The organism is Oscillibacter acetigenes (assembly GCF_025567605.1).
Classification (GTDB): Bacteria; Bacillota; Clostridia; order Oscillospirales; family Oscillospiraceae; genus Oscillibacter; species Oscillibacter welbionis.
In genome coordinates, this window is record NZ_JAOQKG010000001.1 from 661,012 (window position 1) to 686,940 (window position 25,929).

General features: G+C 55.0%; 21 protein-coding genes and 1 pseudogene. 8 read left to right on the plus strand and 14 right to left on the minus strand.

Translation table 11 applies throughout. The features are described 5' to 3' along the window. Positions 1 to 6: 6 nt before the first annotated feature. The gene (locus OCV80_RS03310) at positions 7 to 855 is read left to right on the plus strand and encodes an alpha/beta fold hydrolase (RefSeq protein ID WP_025543854.1); all 849 of its coding nucleotides are present in this window, start codon (positions 7 to 9) and stop codon (positions 853 to 855) included. A gap of 101 nt (positions 856 to 956) precedes the next feature. Here OCV80_RS03310 and OCV80_RS03315 read toward each other — a convergent pair whose 3' ends face one another. From OCV80_RS03315 to OCV80_RS03330, 3 genes are read right to left on the minus strand one after another with little or no spacing between them, the layout of a single operon-like run. Next, positions 957 to 2,747 carry an aconitase/3-isopropylmalate dehydratase large subunit family protein gene (locus tag OCV80_RS03315; protein WP_317258888.1) on the minus strand — a complete coding sequence of 597 codons (1,791 nt, stop codon included), beginning with the start codon at positions 2,745 to 2,747 and terminating at the stop codon, positions 957 to 959. A 13-nt stretch (positions 2,748 to 2,760) separates the two neighbouring features. After that, positions 2,761 to 3,861 (minus strand): aconitase family protein, encoded by a 1,101-nt coding sequence (locus tag OCV80_RS03325; RefSeq protein ID WP_267288218.1) that lies wholly within the window; start codon positions 3,859 to 3,861, stop codon positions 2,761 to 2,763. 11 nt (positions 3,862 to 3,872) lie between these two features. After that, on the minus strand, positions 3,873 to 4,538 hold the full coding sequence (locus tag OCV80_RS03330; protein ID WP_119311475.1) for an RraA family protein: 666 nt from the start codon (positions 4,536 to 4,538) through the stop codon (positions 3,873 to 3,875). A gap of 138 nt (positions 4,539 to 4,676) precedes the next feature. Here OCV80_RS03330 and OCV80_RS03335 point away from each other — a divergent pair, with 138 nt between their 5' ends. Both OCV80_RS03335 and OCV80_RS03340 read left to right on the plus strand, forming a co-directional pair. Continuing rightward, entirely contained in the window at positions 4,677 to 5,549 is an 873-nt protein-coding gene (locus OCV80_RS03335; RefSeq protein WP_025545771.1) for a LysR substrate-binding domain-containing protein, read from the plus strand. Positions 5,550 to 6,033: 484 nt separating this feature from the next. Continuing rightward, positions 6,034 to 7,048: pseudogene (locus OCV80_RS03340) on the plus strand (ABC transporter ATP-binding protein); the annotation flags it as partial. Between the two features lie 137 nt (positions 7,049 to 7,185). Here the strand turns inward: OCV80_RS03340 and OCV80_RS03350 are convergent. The 3 genes from OCV80_RS03350 to OCV80_RS03360 form a co-directional block, all read right to left on the minus strand. Continuing rightward, on the minus strand, positions 7,186 to 8,034 hold the full coding sequence (locus OCV80_RS03350) for a carbohydrate ABC transporter permease (RefSeq protein ID WP_025544226.1): 849 nt from the start codon (positions 8,032 to 8,034) through the stop codon (positions 7,186 to 7,188). A 13-nt stretch (positions 8,035 to 8,047) separates the two neighbouring features. Beyond that, on the minus strand, positions 8,048 to 8,920 hold the full coding sequence (locus OCV80_RS03355) for a carbohydrate ABC transporter permease (RefSeq protein ID WP_025544225.1): 873 nt from the start codon (positions 8,918 to 8,920) through the stop codon (positions 8,048 to 8,050). A gap of 125 nt (positions 8,921 to 9,045) precedes the next feature. Continuing rightward, positions 9,046 to 10,371: an ABC transporter substrate-binding protein gene (locus tag OCV80_RS03360; RefSeq protein WP_119311474.1), complete on the minus strand. Its 1,326-nt coding sequence runs from the start codon at positions 10,369 to 10,371 to the stop codon at positions 9,046 to 9,048. A gap of 293 nt (positions 10,372 to 10,664) precedes the next feature. On the opposite strand from OCV80_RS03360, the gene OCV80_RS03365 reads away from it, so the two are divergent. From OCV80_RS03365 to tnpB, 4 genes are all read left to right on the plus strand, one after another. Further along, positions 10,665 to 12,383 carry a sensor histidine kinase gene (locus OCV80_RS03365; RefSeq protein ID WP_160117434.1) on the plus strand — a complete coding sequence of 573 codons (1,719 nt, stop codon included), beginning with the start codon at positions 10,665 to 10,667 and terminating at the stop codon, positions 12,381 to 12,383. A 6-nt stretch (positions 12,384 to 12,389) separates the two neighbouring features. Then, positions 12,390 to 13,931 carry a response regulator gene (locus OCV80_RS03370; RefSeq protein WP_119311472.1) on the plus strand — a complete coding sequence of 514 codons (1,542 nt, stop codon included), beginning with the start codon at positions 12,390 to 12,392 and terminating at the stop codon, positions 13,929 to 13,931. Further along, a complete protein-coding gene (locus tag OCV80_RS03375; protein WP_119311471.1) occupies positions 13,928 to 14,818 on the plus strand; it encodes a sugar phosphate isomerase/epimerase family protein in 891 nt (296 codons plus the stop codon). Before OCV80_RS03370 ends, OCV80_RS03375 begins: the two co-directional genes overlap by 4 nt. Positions 14,819 to 15,036: 218 nt before the next feature. Continuing rightward, complete coding sequence (tnpB, locus tag OCV80_RS03380; RefSeq protein WP_119311470.1) at positions 15,037 to 15,180, plus strand: IS66 family insertion sequence element accessory protein TnpB; 144 nt, start codon at positions 15,037 to 15,039, stop codon at positions 15,178 to 15,180. 475 nt (positions 15,181 to 15,655) lie between these two features. Here tnpB and nagB read toward each other — a convergent pair whose 3' ends face one another. The 5 genes from nagB to OCV80_RS03405 are packed head-to-tail and all read right to left on the minus strand — an operon-like array spanning position 15,656 to position 20,733. Continuing rightward, on the minus strand, positions 15,656 to 16,411 hold the full coding sequence (nagB, locus tag OCV80_RS03385; protein ID WP_025544221.1) for a glucosamine-6-phosphate deaminase: 756 nt from the start codon (positions 16,409 to 16,411) through the stop codon (positions 15,656 to 15,658). Positions 16,412 to 16,431: 20 nt separating this feature from the next. After that, a complete protein-coding gene (locus tag OCV80_RS03390; RefSeq protein ID WP_025544219.1) occupies positions 16,432 to 17,421 on the minus strand; it encodes an N-acetylglucosamine kinase in 990 nt (329 codons plus the stop codon). Beyond that, entirely contained in the window at positions 17,418 to 18,602 is a 1,185-nt protein-coding gene (locus OCV80_RS03395) for an MFS transporter (RefSeq protein WP_136890802.1), read from the minus strand. Before OCV80_RS03395 ends, OCV80_RS03390 begins: the two co-directional genes overlap by 4 nt. Continuing rightward, positions 18,584 to 19,669 carry an SIS domain-containing protein gene (locus tag OCV80_RS03400; protein WP_119311467.1) on the minus strand — a complete coding sequence of 362 codons (1,086 nt, stop codon included), beginning with the start codon at positions 19,667 to 19,669 and terminating at the stop codon, positions 18,584 to 18,586. Before OCV80_RS03400 ends, OCV80_RS03395 begins: the two co-directional genes overlap by 19 nt. Continuing rightward, on the minus strand, positions 19,666 to 20,733 hold the full coding sequence (locus tag OCV80_RS03405; protein ID WP_119311466.1) for a Gfo/Idh/MocA family protein: 1,068 nt from the start codon (positions 20,731 to 20,733) through the stop codon (positions 19,666 to 19,668). Before OCV80_RS03405 ends, OCV80_RS03400 begins: the two co-directional genes overlap by 4 nt. Before the next feature lie 225 nt (positions 20,734 to 20,958). Here OCV80_RS03405 and OCV80_RS03410 point away from each other — a divergent pair, with 225 nt between their 5' ends. Further along, complete coding sequence (locus tag OCV80_RS03410) at positions 20,959 to 21,717, plus strand: glucosamine-6-phosphate deaminase (protein WP_025544214.1); 759 nt, start codon at positions 20,959 to 20,961, stop codon at positions 21,715 to 21,717. 53 nt (positions 21,718 to 21,770) lie between these two features. On the opposite strand, the gene OCV80_RS03415 is transcribed toward OCV80_RS03410, so the two are convergent. Genes OCV80_RS03415 through OCV80_RS03425 form a run of 3 tightly spaced genes read right to left on the minus strand, consistent with a single transcriptional unit; the run spans position 21,771 to position 24,706 of the window. Then, positions 21,771 to 22,634 (minus strand): PfkB family carbohydrate kinase, encoded by an 864-nt coding sequence (locus OCV80_RS03415; protein ID WP_136890801.1) that lies wholly within the window; start codon positions 22,632 to 22,634, stop codon positions 21,771 to 21,773. Between the two features lie 13 nt (positions 22,635 to 22,647). Continuing rightward, positions 22,648 to 23,643: an SIS domain-containing protein gene (locus OCV80_RS03420; protein WP_119311465.1), complete on the minus strand. Its 996-nt coding sequence runs from the start codon at positions 23,641 to 23,643 to the stop codon at positions 22,648 to 22,650. A gap of 13 nt (positions 23,644 to 23,656) precedes the next feature. Further along, positions 23,657 to 24,706: a Gfo/Idh/MocA family protein gene (locus OCV80_RS03425; protein WP_158629692.1), complete on the minus strand. Its 1,050-nt coding sequence runs from the start codon at positions 24,704 to 24,706 to the stop codon at positions 23,657 to 23,659. Positions 24,707 to 25,929: the final 1,223 nt, after the last annotated feature.

The window sequence follows — 25,929 nt, forward strand, 5'->3', positions numbered from 1 at the left end:
AGAGGTATGATCAGGAGCAAGGACAATTTCCTTCAGGTCAGCGACGGCGCCTGGATCTATTTTGAGGACTACGGCAAGGACAAGGGGGAGCCGATCATGATCCTCCATGGCTTTCTCTGCTCGTCCAAATTTTTCTATAAAAATATTGATGCCCTCTCCGCCGATCACCGGCTGGTGCTGATAGACTGGCGGGGGCACGGTTCTTCGTCAAAAACGCTTCAAAATCTCACTATGGACCGCTGTGCCAAGGATGTTCATGAACTCATTGAGTATTTGGGCCTGGAGGATGTGACACTGCTGGGCTGGTCTATGGGCAGCAGTGTGGTGATGGAGTACTACGAGCAGTTCGGCGACGAGCATCTGAAGAAGATCGGCGTCATCGACTCTGCCTTGTACCCTTTTTCGCCGGAGTCCTGGAACAGCCATTCTTTGGCGGGCTTCAACATGGACGCCATGACTGCCACCTTGGAGAACGCGCTCTCCCACCACGATGATTACGCCCGGACGTTTACCCGGCTCTGCTTCCATACACCGCCTTGTCAGGAGGACGAGGACTGGGCCAGTACGGAAATGAAGAAGCTGCCGGTATATATCGCCTTTGCTCTGTATAACGATTTTTTGTTCAAGGATTATACAGAGACTCTCTCCAAGATCGACATTCCCCTCCTGCTGTGCTGTGCGGACAGCCCGGCCATCCCCCGGGGGATCGAAATGGGGCGGTACTATCGGGATTTGGTGAATGGTAATTGCTGCTTCCACGAATTCTTGGATCTGGGACATGTGATGTTCCTGGAGGACCCGGAGCAGTTCAACAAGACCATCCTGAACTTTGTGGAGAATTACACTCGGACATAAAGCCCGCTCACCCGACCCTCACAGAACACAGGCTCCCGGCTACACCAGACAGCCGGGGGCCTGTGTTGGGGTACCCCGGAAGCGGGCCTGATCTGGGACCGTCACAGATAGGGCGCGGGGTCGGCGATGCGTCCCACCAGCGCGGAGGCCGCGGCCACTGCGGGACTGGCCAGAAAAGTCCGGGCGGCAGGGCTGCCCATACGGCCGATGAAGTTGCGGTTGTGGGTGCCGACGACCACCTGCTCTCCGCTGACCAGACCGCCGCTGCGGCCCTGGCACAGAGAGCAGTATGGATGGGTCACCATGGCGCCTGCCTCCACCAGCGTCTTCAGGTATCCCAGCCGGGCGGCCTCCCGGTGGACAGCTCTGGAGGCCGGCGTCACGATCAGCCGGACAAAGGGGGCGATGGCGTGTCCTTTCAGCACTGCCGCCGCCGCGGCCAGATCCTCCAGACGGCCATTGGTGCAGCTGCCGATGAACACCTGATCCACCGGCGTGCCCGCTACATCCTCAATGGGGTGTACGTTGTCCACCCCGTAGGGGCAGGAGAGGTAAGGCCGGAAAGTGCCTGCGTCATAGGTCAGGACCCGTTCGTACCGGGCATCCCCGTCAAAGCGAAGCCAGTCACAGTCCGCCAGGTCCACGCCGCAGAAGGCGGCGGTCTTTTCGTCCGGGGCGAACAGGGCCGCTTTGGCCCCGCACTCCACTGCCATGTTGGCGATGGCGGCCCGGCCGGAGATGCTGAGCTGCTGAATGGTAGAGCCTGTGAATTCCAGGGACTTGTATATGGCGCCGGCGGCAGTCAGGTCTCCCAGTACCCGCAGGATGATGTCCTTGGGAAAGACGCCTTTGGGCAAGGGCCCGTTCACCACCACCTTGATGGCGGAGGGGACCCGGACCCACAGCCGCCCGCAGCCGATGATGGAGGCCATCTCCGTATAGCCGACGCCGGAGGCGAAGGCGCCCACGGCACCGTAGGTGGTGGTGTGGCTGTCCGTGCCGAAGATGATCTTGCCGGGGGCGGCGAGATGTTCCTCCAGCGCCAGCTGGTGACTGATCCCGTCGGCCACATAGAGGCGCTTCACACCATACTCGTCCTGAAACCGGCGGCTATACCGGAAGCACCGGGGGTCGTCATCCAGGCAGGTGGGATACAGGTGGTCCACCATGACGGAGATCCGATCCGGGTCATACACATGATCGAATCCCATGTCCCGGAACTGCTGGAAGATATAAGGGGTGTAGATATCATGGAGGACCGCCTCGTCCACCCGGACCGTCACCACGTCTCCGGGGCGTAGATCCTGTGCGCCGGTGTTGTGGATGAGGAGCTGCTCCGCCAGGGTATGGCCGGGACGGTGCACGTCCCGCAGGGTGTCGCGTGGAGCGGGAGCGGCCGGGACAGATTTGTCCAGAGCCCGCATCCGGGACGCCAGGCCGCCGTAACGGAGGATATCCAGTACCTCCGGGCTCATGCCGGGGACAGGGTAAGCCGTGCCGTTGCAGATGATCTGCCGCCCCACTTCCACCTCCACGGTGTCGCCTTCCCGGCAGCGGTCATACAGGTCCCGGCACTCAATCAGCAGCAGGCCGTTGTTGATGGCATTGCGGAAAAAGATCTTGGCAAAGCTCTTGGCGATGATGCAGCGGATGCCCGCGGTTTTGAGGACGGAGGCAGCCATCTCCCGGGAGGAGCCGCAGCCGAAGTTCTCCCCGGCCACGATGGCATCCCCGGGCCGCAGCCGGGCGGCCAGCTCCGGCCGCAGGGGCTCGAACAGATGGGGGACCATCTCCCGGAGGGAGGGCTTGGCCAGATACTTGCTCATGATGATGATATCAGTATCGATATTGTCACCCAGCCGCCAGATGCGGCTGCAAAACGTCTGTTCCATGGCGGACCTCCTCTCAGGAACCATAGAGACTGCCGGACAGCGCCGCCTGGGCTGCCCGGCGGACCGTGGTCAGGCAGATGCCGCTGTGGGCTCTGCCCGCCCAGCCGGCACAGTTGATGGAGCCGGTGGAAACGAACGCCTCCGCCTGATCGCACCGCCCCTGGCTCTGGGCCCAGCAGGCGGAACAGCCCTGGTTCATCACCAACGCCCCGGCATCCAGAAAAACATCCAGAAGCCCTTCCTCTAGTGCCTGGACATAGACAGAGGAAGTGGCGGGCGCCACCATGACCCGCACATAGGGGCATACGGTCCGGCCCCGCCAGAGGTCCGCTGTCTCCCGCAGGGCCTCCAGGCTCCCGCCGCCGCAGCCGCCGATGAACACCTGATTCACCCGCAGTCCGTCGGTTTCTCCGGCGGGAACGACCCGCGCGGCGTCCCCGGGCGGCGCTGCCATGGGCTGAAGGGCAGTCAGATCCACCGTCTCATCTGCCGGGAAGTCCTCCCGCACACAGAGCGCGGTCACAGCTCCGGCGGCGCCCAGCAGGCCGCACAGGTCCATGGCCTGGGCGGCGGTCAGCTGCGGCGCCCGGATGACCACGGCTTTTCCGCTGCACTGGCCGCTCCGGATCAGGGTCCAGGCCAGATCCCGGACGGAGAGATAGGGAGAGAGCGGGCCGGTCACCGCCAGCCGCAGCGGCGGAGCCGGGGACAGGGAGATCTGCCCGCTCTCCAGCGCGCCGGCCAGCTCCGCCGGAGGCAGGGACAGGCCCACCGCGCCGGCGGCTCCCACCGCCGCGGCATGGGCTCCGCCGGAGAGGACGATCTCGCCCTCCCGCAGCCCGGACTCCAGCAGCAGGGCATACCCGATGCCCCGGCCGGAGCGGAAGACGGCGCCGGTCTGCCGGGCCCAGTCCAGCAGGGCTTTCTGTTTTTCCGCCACCGCCACGGAGCCGGCGGGAGTGTCGTGATCAATGACCACCCAGACCCGGTCCGGCGCGGCGGGGGAGACAGCGGTGATCTGCTCCACTGCCTCCGGGGACAGGCCGTCCGTCACCAGGAGACGGTCCCACGTCACGGTCCCGCCGGACAAAAGGCGTTCCAGTTTGGAGATCATGCTGCCCCTCCTCACAGTCCCAGCTTTTCCAGCTTGCCCAGCACAGCGGCGGAGGTCAGCTGCCCCTGTCGGATCTCCGCCATGCGGCGGGCCTCGGACTGATGCCGCTTTTCACAGCCCTCCAGCACCCACTCCACCCATGTGGGGGGGATGACGGCGACGCCGTTGTCATCCGCCAGGATGATATCTCCCGGATGGACCGGCACACCGCCGCAGCTGATGGGGTGATTCAGCTGGCCGGGGCCATCGCTGTCCGCGGCGCAGGGAACCACGGCGGCGGCGAACACCGGCCAGCCGTGGGCGCGGAGCTCCTCCACATCCCGGACGGCGCCATCCACCACCAAGCCGCCGATGCCTTTGCCGAAAGCGGCCCCGGACATGATTCCGCCGATGACGGCCCTGCGATAGCTGCTGTTGGTGTCCAGCACCAGAATGTCCCCGGGCTGGGCGGACTCAATGGCCTTATGGAGCAACAAATTGTCTCCGGGGTGCAGACGCACGGTTACCGCACAACCGCATATGCATTTGCCCGGTACCACCGGCTGAATAGAGCCGTTCATGGCGTTAAAGCCCTTCAGGGCATCTGCCACCACGCAGACACCATAGGATTTCAAGCGGTTCAACAGTTCTCGGGGCTGCTGGGGAAAACTGGGTCCCATCCAAAATTCTCTGTCCATCACAGGGCAGTCCTCCTTTTTTGAATTCCGCAGAGCGGCGGTTGACTTTATTTTAGCACGTATTTTATAATAAATATAATATATAATATTTATTTAAATATCGTTTTTTTCGATATTAAAAAGGGGAGGCACCATGGGATGAAACTGATGCAGCTGCGCTACTTTTCCGCCGTTTGCCACTTGGGTGGGGTTACCCGGGCGGCGGAGCGACTCCACGTTTCCCAGCCGGCAATTACCGCGGCTATTCAGAACTTGGAAGATGAACTGGGGCTGCTATTGCTGAGTCGGGGTGGTCGGACGTTGGTTCCCACACTGGATGGTGAGGCGTTTTTGGCCCGCTGCGATGGCATCCTGACAGAAGTGGAGGGCCTAACAGCGGATTTTCAGGCCCGGAGCCAGCGCCGGAGCACTCTTTCCGTGGGAGTGCCGCCTATGGTGGCCTTTTTTCTATTCCCCAAGATTTTTGCGGAGTTCACCGGAAGTTGTCCGGAAGTACACATTCGGCTGACAGAAGCAGGATCTGATACAGCACGGGATATGGTGCGCGCCGGTCAGCTAGATCTGGCGATCATCGCCGTGGGAGAAACGCCACCCGCTGCACTGGCCGCTCATCCACTGATGCGGATGTCCATGATGTACTGCACCGGCTACGGCACCCCCATGGCCGGGCGAGAGAAGGCGGAGTTGAGGGAAATTGCAATGGCACCTTTAATCCTATTTACCAGCGGATATTATCACCAGACCCTGCTGCAGACCCGTTTCCGAGACGCAGGACTGACGCCTAATGTGTTGTTCTATTCCAACCAACTGCTGACCATCAAGAGTTTTGTCCGGCAGAATCTGGCAGGGGCCTTTTTATTACCCCAAGTGATCGAGCCCGGGGAGAATATCATAGCCCTGCCGGTGGACCCGCCGTTGCCGCTGAACATCGCGGTGGTATGGCGGCGGGACGTATTCCTTACCCGGGAGATCCGCCAGTTTATTCATTTTATGAGAACCCGCTTTGAGTGACCTCATCATGTTGGGGCATAGAAGGCTGGAACATTGTAATATAGGCGCTTTTTCCCAAAGAAGTACGCAGAACCAAGTCCCTAAAAGCATAGAAAATTAAAAATTATTCCTAAAAAAGTCTAAGTGAAAGGTGGGGAAGTTATCAATAGCTCTGTCAATAGAAGTCGCCGGATGATCAAAGGAGCTTAGGCCCGGCTGATTTCGGCGGCTTTCTTTTTCTCGGAGTTCCCGTCATTTTGCGGTGTCAACCTGGCTCAAGAATAAAGGTGCTTCGAGGCGGGAAACACGGACGTATCCGCTCTGATTTCAAAGATAATGCGGAGTGCAGCAAAGGATTGAAGACTTGGGGCCGTCATAACAAGGTAGCGCCCACAGTTCAGGGCTGTCCGAATGGGAATGGATCATCTGCCATGAGGAGTGAGCACATGAATTGAGAGATCATGAAAAATCAAATGCTTATATTAAACAAAAATTCAAGGGGAAATTGGTCGGCCCCTCTGGTTGCGGCAAGTCGACCACTCTGCGAATGGTGGCGGGGCTGGAGGAGATCTCCAGCGGAGAACTGTACATTGATGGGAAGTTGATGAACGATGTAGCCCCTAAAGACCGGGACATCGCTATGGTGTTCCAGAACTACGCGCTCTATCCCCATATGACAGTGTATGAAAATATGGCGTTCCCACTGAAGCTGCGCAAGCGCCCTAAGAGCGAGATTGACAAAGCTGTACGTGAGGCGGCGGAGATCCTAGACATTACGCAGTACCTGGACCGCAAGCCAAAAGCTTTATCCGGTGGGCAGCGGCAGCGTGTGGCGATTGGCCGCGCTATCGTACGGGAACCCAAGATCCTGCTGATGGACGAGCCTCTCAGCAACTTGGACGCCAAGCTGCGTAATCAGATGCGCGCAGAGATTATCAAACTGCGCCAGAAGATCAATACTACCTTCCTCTATGTCACCCATGATCAAACAGAGGCTATGACTCTGGGGGACCGGATTGTTATCATGAAGGATGGCTTCATCCAACAGATCGGTACGCCTCAGGAGGTTTTTGACCATCCTGCCAATCTGTTCGCGGCTGACTTCATCGGTACGCCGCAGATGAATTTTTTTGATGCGGAGCTGCAAAGGGAAGGAGACCGGTACTCTGTGATACTTGGCGGCATCAAGGTGGAGTTGTCACTTGAAAAGAGTGCTGACTTGACCAAGAAAGGGATTTCTGGACAGCCTGTTACATTGGGTGCCCGGCCCAATCACATCATGTTGGGGAAGGGAGAAGGAGGTTATATCTTGGCCAAGGTAGATGTGTTCGAAATGATTGGGTAATGGGATCCATCTTCATGCTATGGCTGCGGGAAAGAATGCAGTCATCGTCGTTCCCACTATGAATATCAGCGGGAGCTATACGGAGCGGTTTGCTCCCGGGCGGGAACCGGACTTCTGTTTCGGCGGAAATATCTGCCACATCTTCAACACAGAAAGTGTCAATCTGGAGTACTAAGAGTCCAGAAACGCATCAAAATCCCCGGCCTTTTCCTTTATCGAAAAGGCCGGGGATTTTCAACGAAGTTCAGAACAGGAAGCAAACCTGTGGGACACGGGTTTCCATGGACTGAAAGGGAATCGAAAAAGAAGGCCTCAGCCTTTTACCGATCCGGCAGTCAAACTGGCATTCACCTGCTCTTGGAAGATAGCGAATACAATGATGCTGGGCAGCACCGCAATAGTGATGGCAGCAAACATTGCCGTGTAGTTAAAACTGAACTGGCTGGTGAAATAGCTCAGGGACAGGGGCAGGGTCCGGTTGTCTGTGGAGCTGGTGAGTAGCAGAGCAAAGGTAAACTCGTTCCAGCTCTCCAAAAAAGTCAGCACCGCCGCACTGGCCAAGCCGCCCTTGGCGCAGGGCATCATTACCTGGACAAAGGTACGGAAAAAGCCGGCGCCATCAATATAGGCGGCCTCCTCCAGCTCTGTGGGAATAGAGGCGAACGCAGATCGGAGCACCATCAGAGAAATAGGCATATTCAGCGCTGTGTACACCAGAATCAGCGCAATCTTAGTATCATAGAGGCCCAGCTTTGTGATGATATTGTACACGGGACTCATCAGCGCCGTGGTGGGAATCACCATGGACAAGGAAAGAATGGCAAAAATCGTGTTCTTGAAGCGAAACCTCTTCTTGGCGAACACATACCCCGCCATAGCTAGGCAGAACACATTCAGAATCGTTGTGATGGTGGCAACTATCAGGCTATTTGCGAAAAACTTCAGGATCGGGGCGATCTCGAGTGCCTGCACATACCCGTCAAAGCCGAAGTGGGAGGGCAAGGACAGGCCATTGGAAAAGATCTCGCTGTTGGTCTTGAAGGAGGACAAAATGACCCAGATAATGGGGAGCAGCGCCACGCACACACATAGTGCCATGAACAGATAGGAAAATCCACGGGTGACCTTCTGGGTAGGCGTTCTCTTATAATGTGCCAACATTCCGATTCTCTCCTTAGTCTTCCTTATTCATGCCGAAGATCTTGCGGATCAGCGTCATAGTGATGAAGCCCAACAGAATGATTACAACTCCGATTGTATTGGCATAGCCGTAATTGTTGGCCTTCATAGTGGTGTATAGATACAGCGGCAGATTGGTAGTGACTGTACCCGGGCCGCCGCCGGTGGTGATATAGAGCATGGAGAACAGCTGTAGCATGTATGTAGCGGCCATAATGACCGTGGTACCGATCATTTTCTTGACCACCGGGAACATCACCAGACGGTCGATCTGGAAACTGGTGGCACCGTCAATCTCCGCAGCCTCGATCAAGCTCTCATCCGTGCTCAACAACTGAGCCAGGACCAACGTGGTGGTGTATCCTGCGAACAGGAACCAAGTCAAAGTGACGGACGGGAACGCAGTTGCCGTCTCGAACAACCAGTTGTGCTGTAAACTCTCAAGCCCGACCAACTTCAAGAACGAATTTACCGCACCGTATTGGGCATTGTACAAGTTCAGAAAGATCATGGCGATAGCGGACTGGGAGATAATATTTGGAATCATGTAAGTCACACGAACGAATTTCCAGCCTCTGGGTTTTTTATACAGGATGAAGGCTAGTAGCGTACCAAGAGTCACGTGGAAGATGCAATGGATAAAAAGCCACTTGACCGTGTTGCCAAAGATGGGCCAAAAGCGATTGTCCTCCGTAAACAGCTGAACAAAATTGGAAAATCCGACAAAGGTGAAGGTGCGGGGCAGCAGGCGGTAATCGAACAGCGATGTAACGAACACCATTACCAGCGGGATTGCGAAGATCAGGATAAAGAGGATACATGCTGGCGCTAAAAACAGGGCGATCCACCCGCCATTTTTTTGTTTCATCAAATTCCATCTCCTTGTCCAAGGATAGGGAAGATCGGGCTGCCGCTAGGGCAACCCGATCCTTTGTGCGCAGATTGCGGTCACGGGCTTCCGGAGTTTCGTCTACGCCATCTCTGGCGGAAAGATCAGGACACGGCGTTTGCCGCAGCAAAATCTGTGAGGATCTGGCAGAACTGCTCCGGTGTGTAGGTGCCATTGGCCAGGTTGGGCAACTCGGCACTGAAGAGATCTTGTAGGCCGGGAACCATGTTGCCGGTGAAGGTGTTGGAACGTACCGTGCATTCGGAGGCTATGTTCAGAAACTCGCCCAGCAACGGGAAGTTGGTGGTAGCGGTATCAGTGATTTCCACAGAGGCAGCGGCGGGGACCATGCCCTGCATCTCCAGTGCCAGCTGCTGAGACTCGGGGCTGGTGAAGAACTTCACCATGGCGATGGCCGCCTCCTCCAGGGCAGGATCGTCCTGCTTGGTGACAAACATGCCTTCAATGGGGGCGTCATAGACGAAGTTGCCGGGATAGGCAGCCACACCCACGTTCTGATCAAAGCCATCAGGCGTCTTGGAGGTGTCAGAGAAATCACCGATCATCCAGGGGCCGTTGCAGATCATGGCCACGTTGCCTGAGAAGAAGTTGTTGGCCGCGTTCTCATAGGCGCCGCCCACAGCGTCCAGCGTGGTGTAGTTCTGATACCACTTCTGCATCTCGGCGACAGCGTTGACAACCGGCTCAATGTTGTAGTCGGTGGGATACTTGGTGTTCATGAACTCCAGGCCCTCATCGCCGCTGGTGGCAACCATGGCGCCCATCAGCAGCATGGAGACCCAAGCACCGTCAGCGGTGTCCATAGCCAGTGGAGTGATGCCTGCAGCCAGCAGTTTGTCGCAGTTGTCAAAAAACTCATTCCAAGTGGTAGCGGGCTGAATACCAGCCTGGTCAAATAACTCCTTATTGTAGAAGTAGCCAATCAACTGACCTTCATTGGAGGAAGCATAGATCTTTCCATCGCGGCAGTTGGCAGCCTGCCAGGCGTCGTTTTCATACATGGAAGCCCATTCGGGATCCTCGTTCACCACGTCGGTCAGGTCTACAACCAGATCAGCTTCCAGGGCTAAGTCCAGCAAGCTGTATCCGCCACCGTAGACCACGGGAGGCAGTTTGCCGGAAGAGATTTGGACTTGAATTCGATCAGCATAATTGGCATCTCCGGGGATCTCCTCAACCTCAATGCGATACTGGCCCGCATATTCTTCGTTGAAGCGACTGACCAATTCCTCCACCACGGGGGCAGCCGTGTTGGTCCCGATCTGGAAAGTGGGATAGTTGATTACAATCTCATCTTCAGAGGAGCCGCTACCATCATTGGGGGCCTCATCGCTGGTGCCGCCGCAGCCCATCAGACCGAGGAGCATGGCCAGAGCCAGTGTGCAAGACAACCATCTTTTCATCTTCATTATCGTGTTCCTCCTTCGTTTCAGGGGTATAGCTACACCCCTCCTGTATGCTTTCTCAGTATATCACGGAAAAGACTACAAATATTAAGACTCTTTTGCTCTGATTCTGGTATAAATTCGCTCAATTTTTGCCGCCGAAGGCGGAGAGAGAAGAGGGCGGGAGATTTACAGATTTCAGTGTTGAAAAAGGAAAATCCTCATTGTACAATGAACCCAAGAGAAAAGTTAGGCGGCCCGAGGCGGTGAAGGAAATGGCACATAGACGGGGAAATGTCAGGCGGAAGCGGTCTCTCATGGTCAGAATGTTTTTACTGGTCTGTGTGACGATTTTGGGACCGTCACTACTGATGCTTCTGGTGTTCTATCGTACGATCCCTGCTAGAATGGAATCACAGGCCAAGGGAAATGTAAATTTCTACATCAGCCAAGTGACTGCATCTGTTGCCAACACTATGGAATTGGCACAGGACATCGCGTATAATGCCATGATAGACGATAGCCTGTGTGCAAGTATGCAGGATTTGGACATGTATCTGGCTTTGCAGGGACGGGATGACCTGCTTCGGGTCGTGGGGGGAGTGGCGGCTTACCAATCCACTTGGAAACGGGGAGCGGTAAACAGCGTGTACCTTTTTCGCAGGGATGGGGCGTTCACCTTTTACTCCCCCAGGGGGTCCTATGAGCAGGAGCAGCGCCGAATGCAGAGTATCTATGAGGCTGCAAACGAACAATCTTCAGCAGAGACGCTGTTTTCCATAGAGAATACGCCAGAGAACACCGCCTATTTTTTGCTGGACTATAAGAATATCGATACGCTGGAACCGTTGGGCAAGCTGATTATGGAGATTGATGTAGATACTTTACTGAATGCTGGAGACTTGACGGAACTCTATCCAAACACATGCTTGGCGCTCTCAGATGGAGAGGGAAAACTGCTATACGGGGAGGGGGAGGACCTGCAAGAACTTCTGGAGCAGACTGAGGATAACTCTTCCTATCTCCAAGGAACTGCCCCGGGTTGGCAGGGCCGCTTTTACCATGTCAGTCAGCGTGTGGACGATGAGGAGCTGCGGGTGGATATTTTTATACCACTTCCGTCCATGTACGATTTGGTTTGGGAGGGGAGTTGGATTTTCTCAGCCCTGTGTATCGCGATTGTGCTGCTGACGGTTCTGGCGGCTGCGGTCGCCTATCATCGAGTGCTGGGGGATCCGCTGCAGAAAATGGAGGGGATGCTGCACCGGATGGCGGAGTCAGACTATGCCGCCCGTATGCCTGACAGCGGCTATCGGGAACTGGCTGATCTGGAAACTACATTTAACCAGATGGCTGATAATCTGGAGGCATCCTGGAAGGATGCCTATCAAAAGGGCATTCGATTGCAGGAGAGCGAATCACGCCTGTTGGCTGCGCAGATCAATCCGCACTTCATCTTTAATGTGCTGGAGACCATCAATATGCGTTGCGTGGATGCTGGATTGAAAAATATTTCCCGTATGGTTACGGACCTGGCGTGCCTGCTTCGGGGAAATATCGGTGTGGGAAGCAGCCAGAAAATTACATTTGAACAGGAGCTCGGTTACGTCCACTATTATTTGGATTTACAGAGAGAACGATTTGGGGAAAAGCTCTCTTACTCAGTGGAATACGAGGACGAGGACCTTTTGCGGTACCTGGTTCCGCGGCTGACGATCCAGCCTCTGGTGGAAAACGCCATCGTCCACGGGCTGGAACCCCGGCGGGGCTTAGGAAGCGTGGCAGTCCGGCTGTGGGAGGAGACGCAGAATATTTGTGTGCGAATTGAGGATGATGGCGTAGGCTTTGATCCGGAAAATCTGGATCTCGCAAGAGAGGTGGAAAGTGCCGGACAGCACAATCATATTGCACTAACAAATGTACTTCGCCGTCTGCATCTGCTATATGGAGACCGGGCGGATCTGCAGATCCGTTCGAAACCCGGTCAGGGTACCACCGTGCTGCTGACTTTGCCGCTTGATCAAACAAAGGGGTGAGAAACCATGCCGTACACTGTGATGCTTGTGGACAATGAAGCGATAATTCCCCGAGGGCTGATGTGTTTGATTGACTGGAAGGCTCACAACTGCTGTGTGCGAGCAATTGCAAACGACGGAGTAGATGCTGTCCATCAAATTCAGGAGTCCCCACCGGACATTCTGATTACAGACATTCGCATGCCGGAGATGGACGGACTGCAACTTTGCGGCTGGGTCCGGGAACACTATCCGGGCATTCAGATGATTTTGCTTACAGGCTTTCCGGACTTTGAGTATGCTCAACAGGCTATCCAGTGTGGGGTGACGGATTTCGTTCTGAAGCCTACCACGGAGAAGGCGCTCTCCGCTGCAGTGGACAAGGCATGCCAACGGCTTCAAAAGGAAAGCCGTGTGCAGAAGAGCCTCCTGCTGGAACAGCAGGCTCTGTTGGGAGAACTGATTTTTCAAAGCCGACACTCGCTGCTTTACATTCTCAATAAACTCAATGACCTGCACATTGTGCTGCCCAGTTATTATGTTCTGAGCCTGGAGGTGGTTTTCCGGGGAACTTTGGAGGAATGCACAGCGATGCTCCAGCAAGCGCAGGAGGTCATACTGTCCTGCTGCGAGGGGCATACAGTGTTTTTGGTACCGAAGAGCGATACTTGCTGCTATGCAGTTCTCTCATTGCCGGAGGGAATAGACCCCGCTGAACTCTGCACTTCGGCTGTAGAAGCGGTAGAAGGAAAAACGGATTTCCTGCTGACGATCGGAATTAGCCGCCTCCACAAAAATCCACTGAATATGCAGAAGGCGGCCAGAGAGGCGGATGACGCACAGAAATTTGCGTTGTATAGTAGCCAGCCATCCGTCATGCGGTGTGAGGACCTGCCAAAGTTGTCCGAAGACACAGCCAGTGCTCTGTGGGAGCGGTTGCGTTTGGTGGAAAGCGCCCTGGAAAATCACAGTGGTGATGCGGCTCTGAAAAACATGGAGGATCTCTTCCAATTGATAAAAGCACAGAAAATTCCTTTCTCCAGCGTGTGTCAGATCGCCCTTTTATTGCAGAACTTCTGTGTGAGTCTTCTGTTCAGCCACAATCTGCCCGCCGAACAGCTAACGGCTTTGCCCACTGGGAGCATGGAGCTTCTGGAGAACAGTGTGCGGGAGTATGTGACAGAGACCCTGTCCCGGATCGGGAGGACAGAGGAGAATATCGACAGTATCATTTACAAGGTAAAACAGTACATTGACCAAAATTACAGCACCAATCTCTCATTGGATGCGCTGGCAACGATGGTGCATCTAAGTCCCAGTTATTTCAGCAAGCTGTTTAAGCGGGAGATGGGAGAGAATTTGAGTACCTATATTCTTAATACCAGGGTTGAGCGTGCTAAATTTTTGCTGCGGACCACAGATAAAAAAGCATATGAAATCGCGGAGGCTGTAGGTATCTATGACCCGGTATATTTCTCTAAAATTTTTAAAAAGTCAACAGGCCTGAAACCGAAAGAATACCGTGAACGCTCCGGAGCAGATGAAATGGAAAGGAAGATCAAATCATGAGCTTGCAAGTAACAATTGGAACTGCCCCCTGTTCTTGGGGAGTCTGGTGGCCGGATGGAACTCCCTCTGGCACCCCGTATGATATCTTTTTGGACCAGGCGGCAGAAGCTGGATATAAGGCCCTGGAACTGGGACCAGTGGGGTATCTGCCCACAGATATTGGCCAACTGAGGGAAGAACTGGCTCGCCGGGACCTTTCTATCTGCGGCGGAACAGCTTGCTATGATTTTCTCAAGGCACGTTCCTTTGCCGATGTCCGAGGGGATGTGGATGATTTGTGCAAGCGCCTGCAGGCATTCGATGTGCATTACCTGATGACAATGGACGGAACCGCCATGGACTGCAAGACCAAGGCCGGCCTCAAGGAGCAGCAAATCAGGACCTATAAGCTTTTCGGGGAAATGGGCAGTTACTGCCGGGACACCTACGGTATTGAGGTTCTGATGCATCCGGAGAGGCGCTCTCTGATCGAGACCCGGGAGGAGTTGGAGCGACTGATTGATCTGGATCTATGCATTTGCTTTGATAACGGCCACTATGCTGCGGCCAATGGGAATTGGAAGCAGGGCGACCGCAGCGCGTTGGATTTCCTGGAGGCTCATATCGATCATATTCCCTATCTCCACTTCAAAAATGTATCTGGTGAGATCAGAAAGATGGAGATGGAGGGTGCTCTGGCACCAGATGATCCCCGGATGGATGATATTATGTGCGATCTGGAGGATGGGATCATTGATTACGAAGCTTACCGGGATTTGCTGGATCGTTTGAATTTCCGGGGAGTCGGGATCATCGAACAGGATTGCCCCCACGCCACCACACAGGAGGCATTTGAAAAGGCCAAGAAGAATCTGGCCTATCTGCAAAAAATCCACCTCATCCAATAAGGCGAAGTCCGAAAACGGAGAGCGGTCTTCAGAGAATTTCTGAGGACCGCTTCGGCCAAAACAGACAAAAGAGAGCGGGCAAGCAGTTCTGCTTGCCCGCTCTTAATATTCATTAAACGGCACGATGAACAAATTTGCATGCCAAGAGTGTTTTACACCCCTGCAATGGGAAAAGCGACAATGCTCCGGCGTTATGCAACTGTCGGGGAAGGGGATCGATGGGGGTGGCTGCCATGGTGCAGCAACGGTTTAAACCGGACCCGTTCACCAACACGCTGTTTCTGTTCTGCGGCAGACGGCGGGACTGCATCAAGGAGTTCTGCAGGGACCGGGATGGATGCATCCTGCTGTATAAGCTATAAGCGGCTGGAGCAGGCGCATACCAACGGCCGCAAAACGAAAAGGAGGTACGGCGGTTGACGCCGCAGCAGTACCGCTGTCTGATGGAGGGGCTGAAGGTGGAGCAGCCCGCCCGGAGGATGGCCTACATATGACAGGGACTTTGCTGATTCACTCGCTCAACGTTGCAACAGAGGGCAGCTTGACCCTATACACCTGCCCGATGTGGCAATGGATGAACTGTCCTGAGATTCTTCGCAGCTGGAGAGCGCGGCAAAGCCGTGTCCTCCTCTGCATTCCTCAAACCACCATTTGATATTTGCAGCGTCCTCCAAATGCTCCGGCTTTGCCTGGTGTTTCCATTCCCACGCGCCAATCTTTCCCGGCACCTCTCAAAATGAGAAATCTCGAGAAGCCCTTAGACTTCTCGAGATTTACTATCTGATACCCTCTTTGACTTTTTAATCCGTCCCAGTATTGACGTATACGACTGCTCCTTCACTTGGCGGCAGAAACAGGAACATTGGAGGGGCACTTGGACAGCGATTCTTCATCGGCGATGATGGTGACATCCTGATGAAGCTGAAGGATGGAGGCTGGGACTTGTGGCGTTACCGGACCGAAACAGCAGGCGCAGAGAGCGTCTGCCTTATCGGGACCGCTGGCAATCAGCAGGATCTTACGGGCCTGAGTAATGGCCTGCATCCCCATAGAAATGGCCTGACGAGGAACATCCTCCTCCCGATCAAAAAAACGGGTGTTGGCAGCGATGGTGCTCTCTGACAATGCTACCTTGTGCGTATATTTGGAAAAGCAGCTGTCCGGCTCGTTAAATCCAATGTGAGCATTGCGGCCGATTCCAAGCAGCTGCAGGTCGATTCCGCCCAGGGATTGGATTAATTGGTCATAGCGGCGGCACTCTGTCTCCAAGTCTGAGGCCATGCCGTTGGGAATATGGACCCGGGCAGGGTTGATATTGATATGGTCGAAGAAATTTTGGCGCATGAAGGCGTGGTAGCTCTGTGGATTGTCCGGCGGCAGATTACAGTACTCGTCCAAATTCACGGCAGTGGTAGCAGAAAAATCCAGATCTCCTTTTTCATACCAAATAATCAGCTGCCGGTAAATTCCGAGAGGTGAGGAACCGGTGGCTAGGCCAAGTACACTCTCCGGCTTCAAAATTACCTGGGCGGATATGATGTTGGCGGCTTTGCGGCTGAGGTCATTATAATCTTTTGCGTGGATGATTTTCATTTTGATAACCTCCAGAAGCCTTATTGGACGGATGGGGCGGTTGTCAACTGGGCCGCCGTTCGGTCAGCCATGGCGTCGCTTTCCTCCAGGGAGAGGAACCCGCGAGCGGCCAGGATCAGTGCTCCTAGCACCGGACTGTACCGAGGTTCATTCAGCACAAAGCTCTCCCGGTCCATGCAGGCGCGGAAGGGAGTCATGATGACTTCTCCAGCACGGAACAGGCCGCCGGAGTACGAGACTGGCACAGTCTCTCCTGCGGAGAAGGTCAACTGCTGCCGAATAGCAGTGGCCATTTCCGTCAGCTCCTCAGCCGCACGGTGGTAGATACCTATGGCTGCTGGGTCTCCCCGCTGTGCAGCCCGCAAGACAACCAGCTGCAGCTTTGCCAACAGCGAGGAATCCTGCCGGACATTTGTCTGCAGATATCCGGAGAAATATAGATCGTGAGTAATGGACAGCTCCTGCCGCAATTCTTCATAGATGGCAGATCGGGGATGCCGGCCATCTGCCTGCTTTACAAATTCGGTGATCATTTGCCGGGCTACCCAGCTGCAGGAACCCTCATCTGCAAAAAACAGAGACCAGCCTCCTACGCGAGAGGCGTTTCCGGCCGAATCTTGGCCATAGGCGACAGAACCGGTGCCGGCTACAATGTTGATGCCGGGCCGGCCGGCCAGACTGCCACACCAGCCTGCCACAGAGTCATTGGAAAACTGAAGAGGGCAGTCAGGCAGGATGGATTGCATGACTTGGGGGAAGAACTCCTCGGTACCGGGAACCTCTCCGTAAACAGTCAGGCTCAGCATGGCGGACGTAATCTGCTGAGAAGTGATGCCGCTGTCTGCCAGCAGGGTCTGAACAGAGCGGACCATCAGGTCCCGGAACCCGTCCTCACCCCAAAATGCAAAGTTGCAGCCGGGAAAAATCCGATGAGCCAGCACTTGGCCGGTGTGGTCTACTAGGAGCCACTCTGTTTTGGTAGAGCCTCCATCACAGCCTAAAAAGATCACGAGAAATTCCTCCTCTTCAACATCTTTGCGGAGCAGCAGGCCAGGACACTGGCCAGCAACGCAAGGAATCCGACCGTGCGGAACATCCAGGCCATGCCAAGATATTCTGATAGGATCCCGCTGAGGGCATTCCCTGCCACGGCACCGATACCCTGACCAATGGCCAGAAACAGAAGGTGCCCCATGGCTAGGTACTCCCCGGGCACAGTCTCCAGCATAAAGTCCACGCAGGCGGGGGTGAAAAGCGCAAAGGAAAGCGCCTGAAACAGGGCTGCAACAAGGATAATATTCAGAGAGCCGGCGCTGGCGAGAGTCAGGGCTTTCAGCGCATAGCACAGCATAGAAACTGCCATCAGGGGGGCTGCTGACAAATGCAGCCTGGAGCGCAGCCGACTGTAGCCAAACATCACAGGCAACTCACTGGTGGCCTGAAGAAACAGGGCGAACCCAACATGCTGCTCTGTTCCTCCGGCAGATAGAATCAGCACAGAGTAGAAGCTCTCCATGGACCCGGAGGCCAGAGTACAAAGAAACAGAGCGGCCAGCATCACCCAATAGACGCGATTGGATCGCAGTGTGCGGAACCCTTGAAGTAGAGTGACCGGCTTCTGGTCAAGATGGCTGGCGGGCGGAGGATTCGGTAAAGACAGGGCAACCACACACATCAAAATCCAGAGCACCCACAGAGCCACGTTGCCTGGACGAAAGCCCCAGCGTGAGACTACCATGCCGAAGATGGCGGCACCGAGAGCGTAAGAGAGAGACCCGCCTGCCCGGGTAGCACCATAGTTCAGGGATGCACCGCCGTTGATCAGACGGAGAGCCCAGGAGTCCACAAAGTTCATCATACAGACGACAGTGATGTACAACCCCATTACCGCTATGGTGGTCAGCCCCATCTGACCGCCACCCCAGGTCAGCAGAAAATAACAGGCGATCCCGACCGCCGTCCCGCCTAATGTCACCTGCTTGGCACAGGAGAACCGGTCATTGAGAAACCCCCATAGGGGGCGGGCTAACGTGGCTGCTAGGGCACCCAGTGTCATTACTTGGCCAATCTGTAGCTTGGAGTATCCAAAGGAGACCAGAATGGGAGATATGTAAGCCACTGTAATGCAGTCTATCAGCATCATAATAGCCTGGAGCAGGAAAAAGCGCCGGTTTAGAGCTTTGGCTGGCATATATCTCCCTCCATCTTGCTGCCCATGATAGAGAAGAAATCCGAGTAGCGCCGATGGGAGGAATCGATCCCTCTGGCAGCGGAAAGCTCCGCGGCCAGCGTCTGCAAAGCAAGAAGAAACTCTAAGGACTGGAGGGCATCTTCTCCGGCATCCAGCAGGTGAAGAGCGTCCGGCTGGCCGGTGTCGCTGGGGGAGATCAAGCCGCAGCAGGCCCCAACTGATTTGGAGAAATTCACTAGGCGCAGCATCCGGTCCCGATCTGGCCCTTGGGACGGCAGCAGGCACAAAAGGCAGGCATCGCCGTCCAGGGCGTTTTGGATACCATGGATATACTCGTCCAAAGGATAGCAGGAAACTGGAAGATAATTGGTCTCCAGCAGCTTCAGCGCTCCTTCCTGCGCGGCTCCGAGACTGTTGCCGCAGCCGAGCACATACAGGTGACGGAACGGCAGGAACACGTTCCGATGCGCGTGGCTCCACGCACGGGAACGGGACAGGTTTTCCGGAGCGTTCCGGCACAGTCGATCCAAGGCCTGAAGCATTCTCTGCCCATAGGACGTGTCTTGGCAGACAGACAACGCTAACAGCATTAATGTCAGCACAGTGGCGGTGACGCCCTTGGTTTTGGCACCGATCCGTTCTGTTCCGATTCGAAGAGGAACGGACAGAGAGGCGGCTAGCCCTACGGGAGAGTTTGCCTGTTCCGTAACGGCAATCACAGCCCTGCCTGCGTTGGTCAGTTGACAGACCAAATCATAGGTATTGGTGCTGACGCCGCTTTGCGAAATGGCAAAATACAGCGGGTGTGCTGCAGTAAGGCGGGCATCCGCTGCCTCGGAGGGGACAAGGCAGGTGACCTCTGTTCCCCAGGCATGCTCTAGAACCGGGCGGGCCATCAGGGCGGCATAGTGAGAGGAACCGGAACCGACCAGAATCACCCGATCCGGCTGAAATCCCCCGAAACGCCGGGAAAATTCTGCGGTGATTTCCTCGCGGGAATCCAGCAGAGCCCGCCACAGGGCGGGCTGCTGGGCAATATATTCTTGAAGCAGCGTACTCTTCATCATTTTTTGATCTTGCCGCAGATCTCCCGGAACAGTACCAAATCAGCCATAGCATCTGCAAAATCGGACTTAGGTGTGGTTCCGTTGGCAATGCAGTCATGGAAATACTGGACCTCATCCTGGAAGGGGTCGCGATAATCAGGACCATAAAGGGTGGTCTTGGTATCCTTCTTTGTGGACTCAATCACTTCAAATGTATGAGGCTGATAACGCAGATAGGGCGTCTCATACTTGATTTTCATTCGACGATCATGCTGATAGATCTCGATGGCGGCGTCGAATTGCACCACATCCTGATCGTTGAGAATCTCATAGACGGCCAAGAAATCATTGTATCGGAAAACAATAATGACATGTTCTCCCTGGACGGAGACAGATTCCACCTCCACAGGCAGCCCTACCAGTTCTCGCACAGCGGCCAGGGTGTGGCAACCGAGGCCTGTGAGCATCACATAAGTGGTGCGCTGCTGATCCGTGCAGTCGTTGCCAAGCGCGCGAGTGATCTGATCCCGGCGGCGGGAGGAACTTTCCGCCTTGACCTCGTCGGAGATGTCGCTGCATAGATAGGGAGGACGGGTCTGATCCATAAAGAAGTCGCCTTCCAGAATAATATCCCGGAAGCGCATGTATTCAATCTTGCGATCATCGCTGGCCAAGAGTTCCTTGCATTTCAGGAAGCCTTGGCTGTAACGGCGCATGTAGCCGACCATGCACACAAGCTCAGGATGAGCTTTTTCAGCGGCGATTAGCTTTTCCAGATCTTCAATACAGAGCGTCACAGGCTTTTCCACAAACACATGCTTTCCGGCCTCAATGGCAGCAAGGGCGTAGTCTGCGTGATACTGGTCAGGTGAGCAGATGAAGACGGCATCTACATCGGGGGCTTTCACCAACATATAGGGGTCTGCATAGGCTTTCGCACGATAAGTCTCCGCAATATGCTTTAGTTGCGTGGGAGACACATCGGATACCGCCGTAATCTGGTAAAGATCGTGAAGGCCGCTGAGAATGGGAAGGTGCATCATCTGAGACACCGTGCCCACCCCGATAATTCCAACTTTGACCATAAAAATGCTCCCTTCTGTTTGTGTACTATGACTTGTATAGCGATAGCATCTTTATTCTATCCAAATCACAGGACGAGTACAATGAAGATTCTCGTGAGATTTCTAGGATTTTTTTGTCCCCAGAAAAAGAGAACAAAAAAATCCAGACATCAGGATGGAATTGTCCTAACAGTGCCGGACGATTTGTGCTATGATTGCTGTGACAGTTGCAGAGGAGGAAAAATCATGAGAGTAGTTGTTGAAAAGGATTATGAGGCAATGAGCCGGTGTGCGACTGACCTGGTGCAGAAGGCCATAGAGAAAGACCCGCAGTGCCTGGTTAGCTTTCCGGGCGGAGATACACCGGTTGGGATGCTGAGGGAGTTCGTGAGCCGCGTCAACAGCGGAATGATTGATCCAACAGGGGTGAAGTTTGTACAACTGGATGACTGGGTAGGTATCGGGCCTCAGGATGAGGGGAGCTGCTCCCACTTTGTGAACACCCAACTGCTGACTCCCATGCACCGCCCGTTTGCCGATAAGTTTCTGTTTGACGGAAGCAGGATTGCTGCCATCGATTGCCAGCTGAAAGAGCAGGATGCCTTCATCCGCCGTTATGGCCCCATTGCCGTGGAGGTGCTGGGCATTGGGATGAACGGCCATTTGGGCTTTAATGAAAACGGGGTGGACTTTTCTCTGCGTTCGCACAGAACGCCGCTGAGCGCGGTGACGAAGGCTGTACAGAAGAAGTACTTCGGTGGCCGTGAGTTACCGCTTGCTGAGGGGATCACACAGGGCATCGCTCAGATCATGGAGTCAGAGCTTGTGATTTTGCTGGCCAGCGGTGTTCAAAAGGCGGAGATCGTTTTCAAAGCCATTACCGGTCCGGTTACCAACGAACTGCCGGCCTCCATCCTCCAGAAGCACCCCAATTGTATCTGGCTTTTGGACCAGGATGCTGCAGGCCTGTTGCCAAGGGAGTTGGTGGAAATGAAAAATCCGTAAAGAGTACAGTAAACAGGCTCCGGTGGAAAACCACCGGAGCCTGTTTTCTCAGTCTAATTTTGGGGGCCTGTGGAAAGCAAGTCGCTTTCCGCCAGAGAAAGCGGATGACCGAAGGCGCCATAGTGGAGACAGCAGTCTGCGGCGAAATGCGCCGCCTGTTCTGCCGCCAAAAGAGCACTACCGCCATTTTCCCAGAAAGTATATAAAAAGGCGGCAATAAAGGCATCTCCGGCACCTAAAGCATCCACAGGCTGAATAACACAGGCATCCGCTTGCCAAAACTGGCCCTGGGAGATTCCACAAGCGCCGCGAGTCCCCATAGTAAAGATTACTTGGGGGATCCCACAGTCGGCGGCATATTTTGCAAAAGTGTGGACTTCTTCCAAAGACCTTTCTCCGGCAGAGAAGAAGGCAAAACGAAGGATCGGCGCAAGTTCCGCCACGTTTGTGTGAGTAAAGCCGTCATTGGAGAAATCCATGGACAGATCTGCCCGGCGGGATAGACCGCCCAGCACCGCGTTGGAAATACCGCTGTGGATACTGGTGTGGATCACATCGAAAGCGGCGGCATATGCCAGATCTTGCGGCGTCAGGTGTAGAGAGAAAAGATTTTGCACGGTCTCTTTGCCATTATTTCCTGAGAACGTGCGGTCTCCATGGTCATCCAACACAATATAGTTACATGCGGATTTGCCCACACCAATACGGACACGGCTGACTTCCACGGATTCCTCCCTGAGGGCGGCCAGGAAATGACGACCTGGTGGATCATCTGCCAGCACTCCCAGGTAGCCTGTATATTCAGCACCGATCCGGCGGGCCAGTACGGACACATTGGCGGCGTTCCCACCGGGATAGAGTTCGTCTCGAAACAAATAGGCGTCAAATACGTTGTCACCCAGTCCCAGCAGTTTCATTATGACACCTCGTTTAAAATTTTACTACGCCCATATAGCGCCGGGAACTCATGGGATGACCGGTGAGATGGGACAACTGTAAACAGAAATCTGAGGCTAGGGAGTGAAGCACTAGAGGCGCAATATACTCTTGTAATTCCTCTGGGATTTCAGTGAGATCCAAGGCGGCGGCGTCTAAGACGGTTAACTTATCGGTGACCCGCTGCAGAAACTTCACAGCCCGCTCTTCTACCGGGCGGCAACGGCCGAGCCCTAGAAAAGCCACAACAGGGGTGTCTTTTCCAATAGCTTCGCAGGCGCCATGGAAGAGTTCTCCGGCGTGAAGAGGAGAGGAATGACGCCATACAGACTCCATAAAAGAGCAGTTGGTGAGAATATAGGCGATGCATCGGTCAAGACCAGCAGAGACCGTGTAAATGAGCTGTTCCGTGCGGTGTTTCCGGGCAAACTCCCGGGCCTGAGGAGCGAAGTCTGAAACCGCACGCTGACATACGGCCTCCAGATGTTCCATAGCGGTTTCCATGCCGGGGAGACAATTACTGCCGTTCAACAGATCCACAAGAGCAAAGGCCAGCTGGTAAACCTCCGGAAAAATGGAGAGCAGCAGAGGATAGGGATTTATCGGATCGTCATAATAGTAAATGGGAAAATCCACCACAGTCTCGATAGCGGAGCCTGGTACTGTGGTAAACGCCGCAGTAAGCGCCCCGCGTTCGTGCGCTAAACGGGCGGCGGAAACGGTCTCCGGTGTTGTGCCGCTTTGAGAATTCAAGATAACCAGGCTGTGATCTCCCAACCGGTGTGGCGGGTTATGGAAGAATTCCGCTGCATTGACAGAGGATACATGGACGGCATTCGTCTCACGATCCAGAATGTACAGAATGGGGTACAGAGTGGCCAAAGAGCCGCCACAGGCCACTACAAAGATGTCCTGAATGGAACGAGTCTCTGCCGCTCTCCGGAGCGCCGCGATCTGGTTCTTGGTGAGAGCTACTTTTTCTTCGTGCATAGTTGCATCCTCCTTAAAATTCCACAGGACGAAGTTCCCGCGCGGAGCGGTAAAGTCCTGATAGGATCTGCATTACGACTAAAGACTGCGCTGCTGTTACCAGAGGCAGCCGATGCTCCCGGATGGAAGATAAAAAATCCTCCAGTTGCGCCCGATTTGCGCTCTGCTCCTCCTCCGGCATCTGATAGCGGGTAGTGACCAAGCGGGCGCCCTGTGTGCCGCTGATTGTATAGCCGCCGGGAAAGAGCTCCGCCCCGGCGGCTGTGCCGCAGAGCGTAACGGTCTCTTCCCGGTCTTCCGGCACGTGAAGGGCCCAACTGATATCCAGACTCAGCACCGTGCCGCTTTGCAGCACAACCTGTCCAAAGGCACCGGTCTCCGTCCGGAGCATGGCGGGGTCCCAAGTGCCCCAACGGTTGGCGGGAGTAGGGGAGTCTCCCGGGCCTCGAAAGATGCCGGCGCAGCAATAGGCCGGGGAAAAATCGTTCAGCAACCACAGAGCCAGATCCAGAGCGTGAGTGCCCAGATCGATCAGACATCCGCCACCCTGGACTGCTGGGTCGAAAAAGTGCCCCCAAGTGGGGATTCCCATCCGCCGGACCATGCTGGCCCGGGCAAAGTAGAGGGAGCCGAAGGCGCCTTCCCGCAGTTGGCGGTAAAGGGCCTGAGCGGCGGGAGAGAACCGGGACTGGTGCCCCACTGTCAACAGGACGCCCATCTGTTCCGCTGTCTCGACCATCCGAACGGCATCCTCAGCGGAGATGGCCATGGGCTTTTCGCACAGCACATGCTTTCTTGCGCGCAGGGCTGCCAGGGCAATTTCTGCATGGCTGTTGTTCGGCGTACAGATACAGACGGCATCAACGTCTTCACGGGCCAAAAATTCCGCCAGATCTCGACAGACTGCGGAGCCCGGAGCACCGTATTGCTGCTGGAACTCCTCAGCCCGGCCACCATAGAAGGCCCGAAGAGAGACGCCTGACATCTCTGCCAGGTTTTTAACATATTTCCATCTGGCAACGCTGCCGCATCCGATGATGCCGACTCCGATTTCTGAGCGCATAGAAGCCTCCTGTCGTAAGCTGCAAATTTGAGTCAAACGTATCATAGAGACACAGGCAAGTCAATGGAATATCTTGTACAAATCTTAGGATGATTTTGGGCGGCAGGTCACTGCTTCGTGGGGAATGAGCCGAGAGATGCCTGCCCGGCCCGTCCAGCCAGATCACCGTTGTCAAGCCGTCTACCAGGATGGCGAAGGTGATCACGCCGTTCCTGGAGGCGGTGCTGGTGGTACTGCCCCGGCTCGTCAACCGCACAAAGATCGGTATGGATATGCGGGCTGCCTCCTGGAATTTTGAGGCCACGCAGCTGATGGCATCAAGATCAACAACATCATCTGCTCTTCACCCAACAGTGTTATACAGTTTCTTACCAGCATAAGCCGAATATAGAAACGAATTACTCTGGTGACTCTTTCTGGCCAAGTTGCCGGTAATTATTTGCGGCAAAAATAGCCCCCACAGACTGCGGAATGTCCTATCCGGAGAAATTTCGGAAGGCTTCCCCCCATTCGGCTCTGGTTTGGTTATAATTGCAACGCCCCTGAAAAACCGCTGCAAGGAGGAAACAACAATGCCTGCTCTTGACAAATTCGGCAAGGGCAGGCATTGTATTTTTCTGGAAGAGATTTTATACTGCCGGCTTGGGGCATGCCAAAGCCCACTTCGGTGGGCAGGGAGGGGCTGCAGTCATGAAGACAGTGGTCTGGAATGTCAACGGCTTTGCGCCTGCAAGCGCAAAAGCTTTTGCGCATCCCCGCCAAGTCCAAAGCAGACATTTTCTGCTGTCAGGAAATCAAGATCCGGTGTCCGCTTTCCGCTCCAGGGCGTCTCTGGTTCTGGAACCCGGCCAAACGCCCGGGGGACGCGGGCGCACTTGACACTGGCACGGAGGGAGCCAAGCCCCATGCGCTACGGCATGGGCATCGGTCCCTTTGACGATGAGGGGAGGCTGATCCTGCTTGAGTATAATGTAGCCACCTTCTGTTTTTAGGGATAGAGAAGCTGACTAACAATTATTTAAAATGAAACAAGGGAGACGCCTCCAATCCTTTATGAATTTGGCTCTGGCAGTGTGTTTACCAAGCATATTCCGGATTATTTCAGCATCTCCACGCCATAATCTGCATATGAAGCCAAAATTCTACTGCATGGGATCAGTTAAAGTGGATTCCAAAAGACAGCACACCGGATGGGAAGATATCCTCCATCATCCGGTGTACTG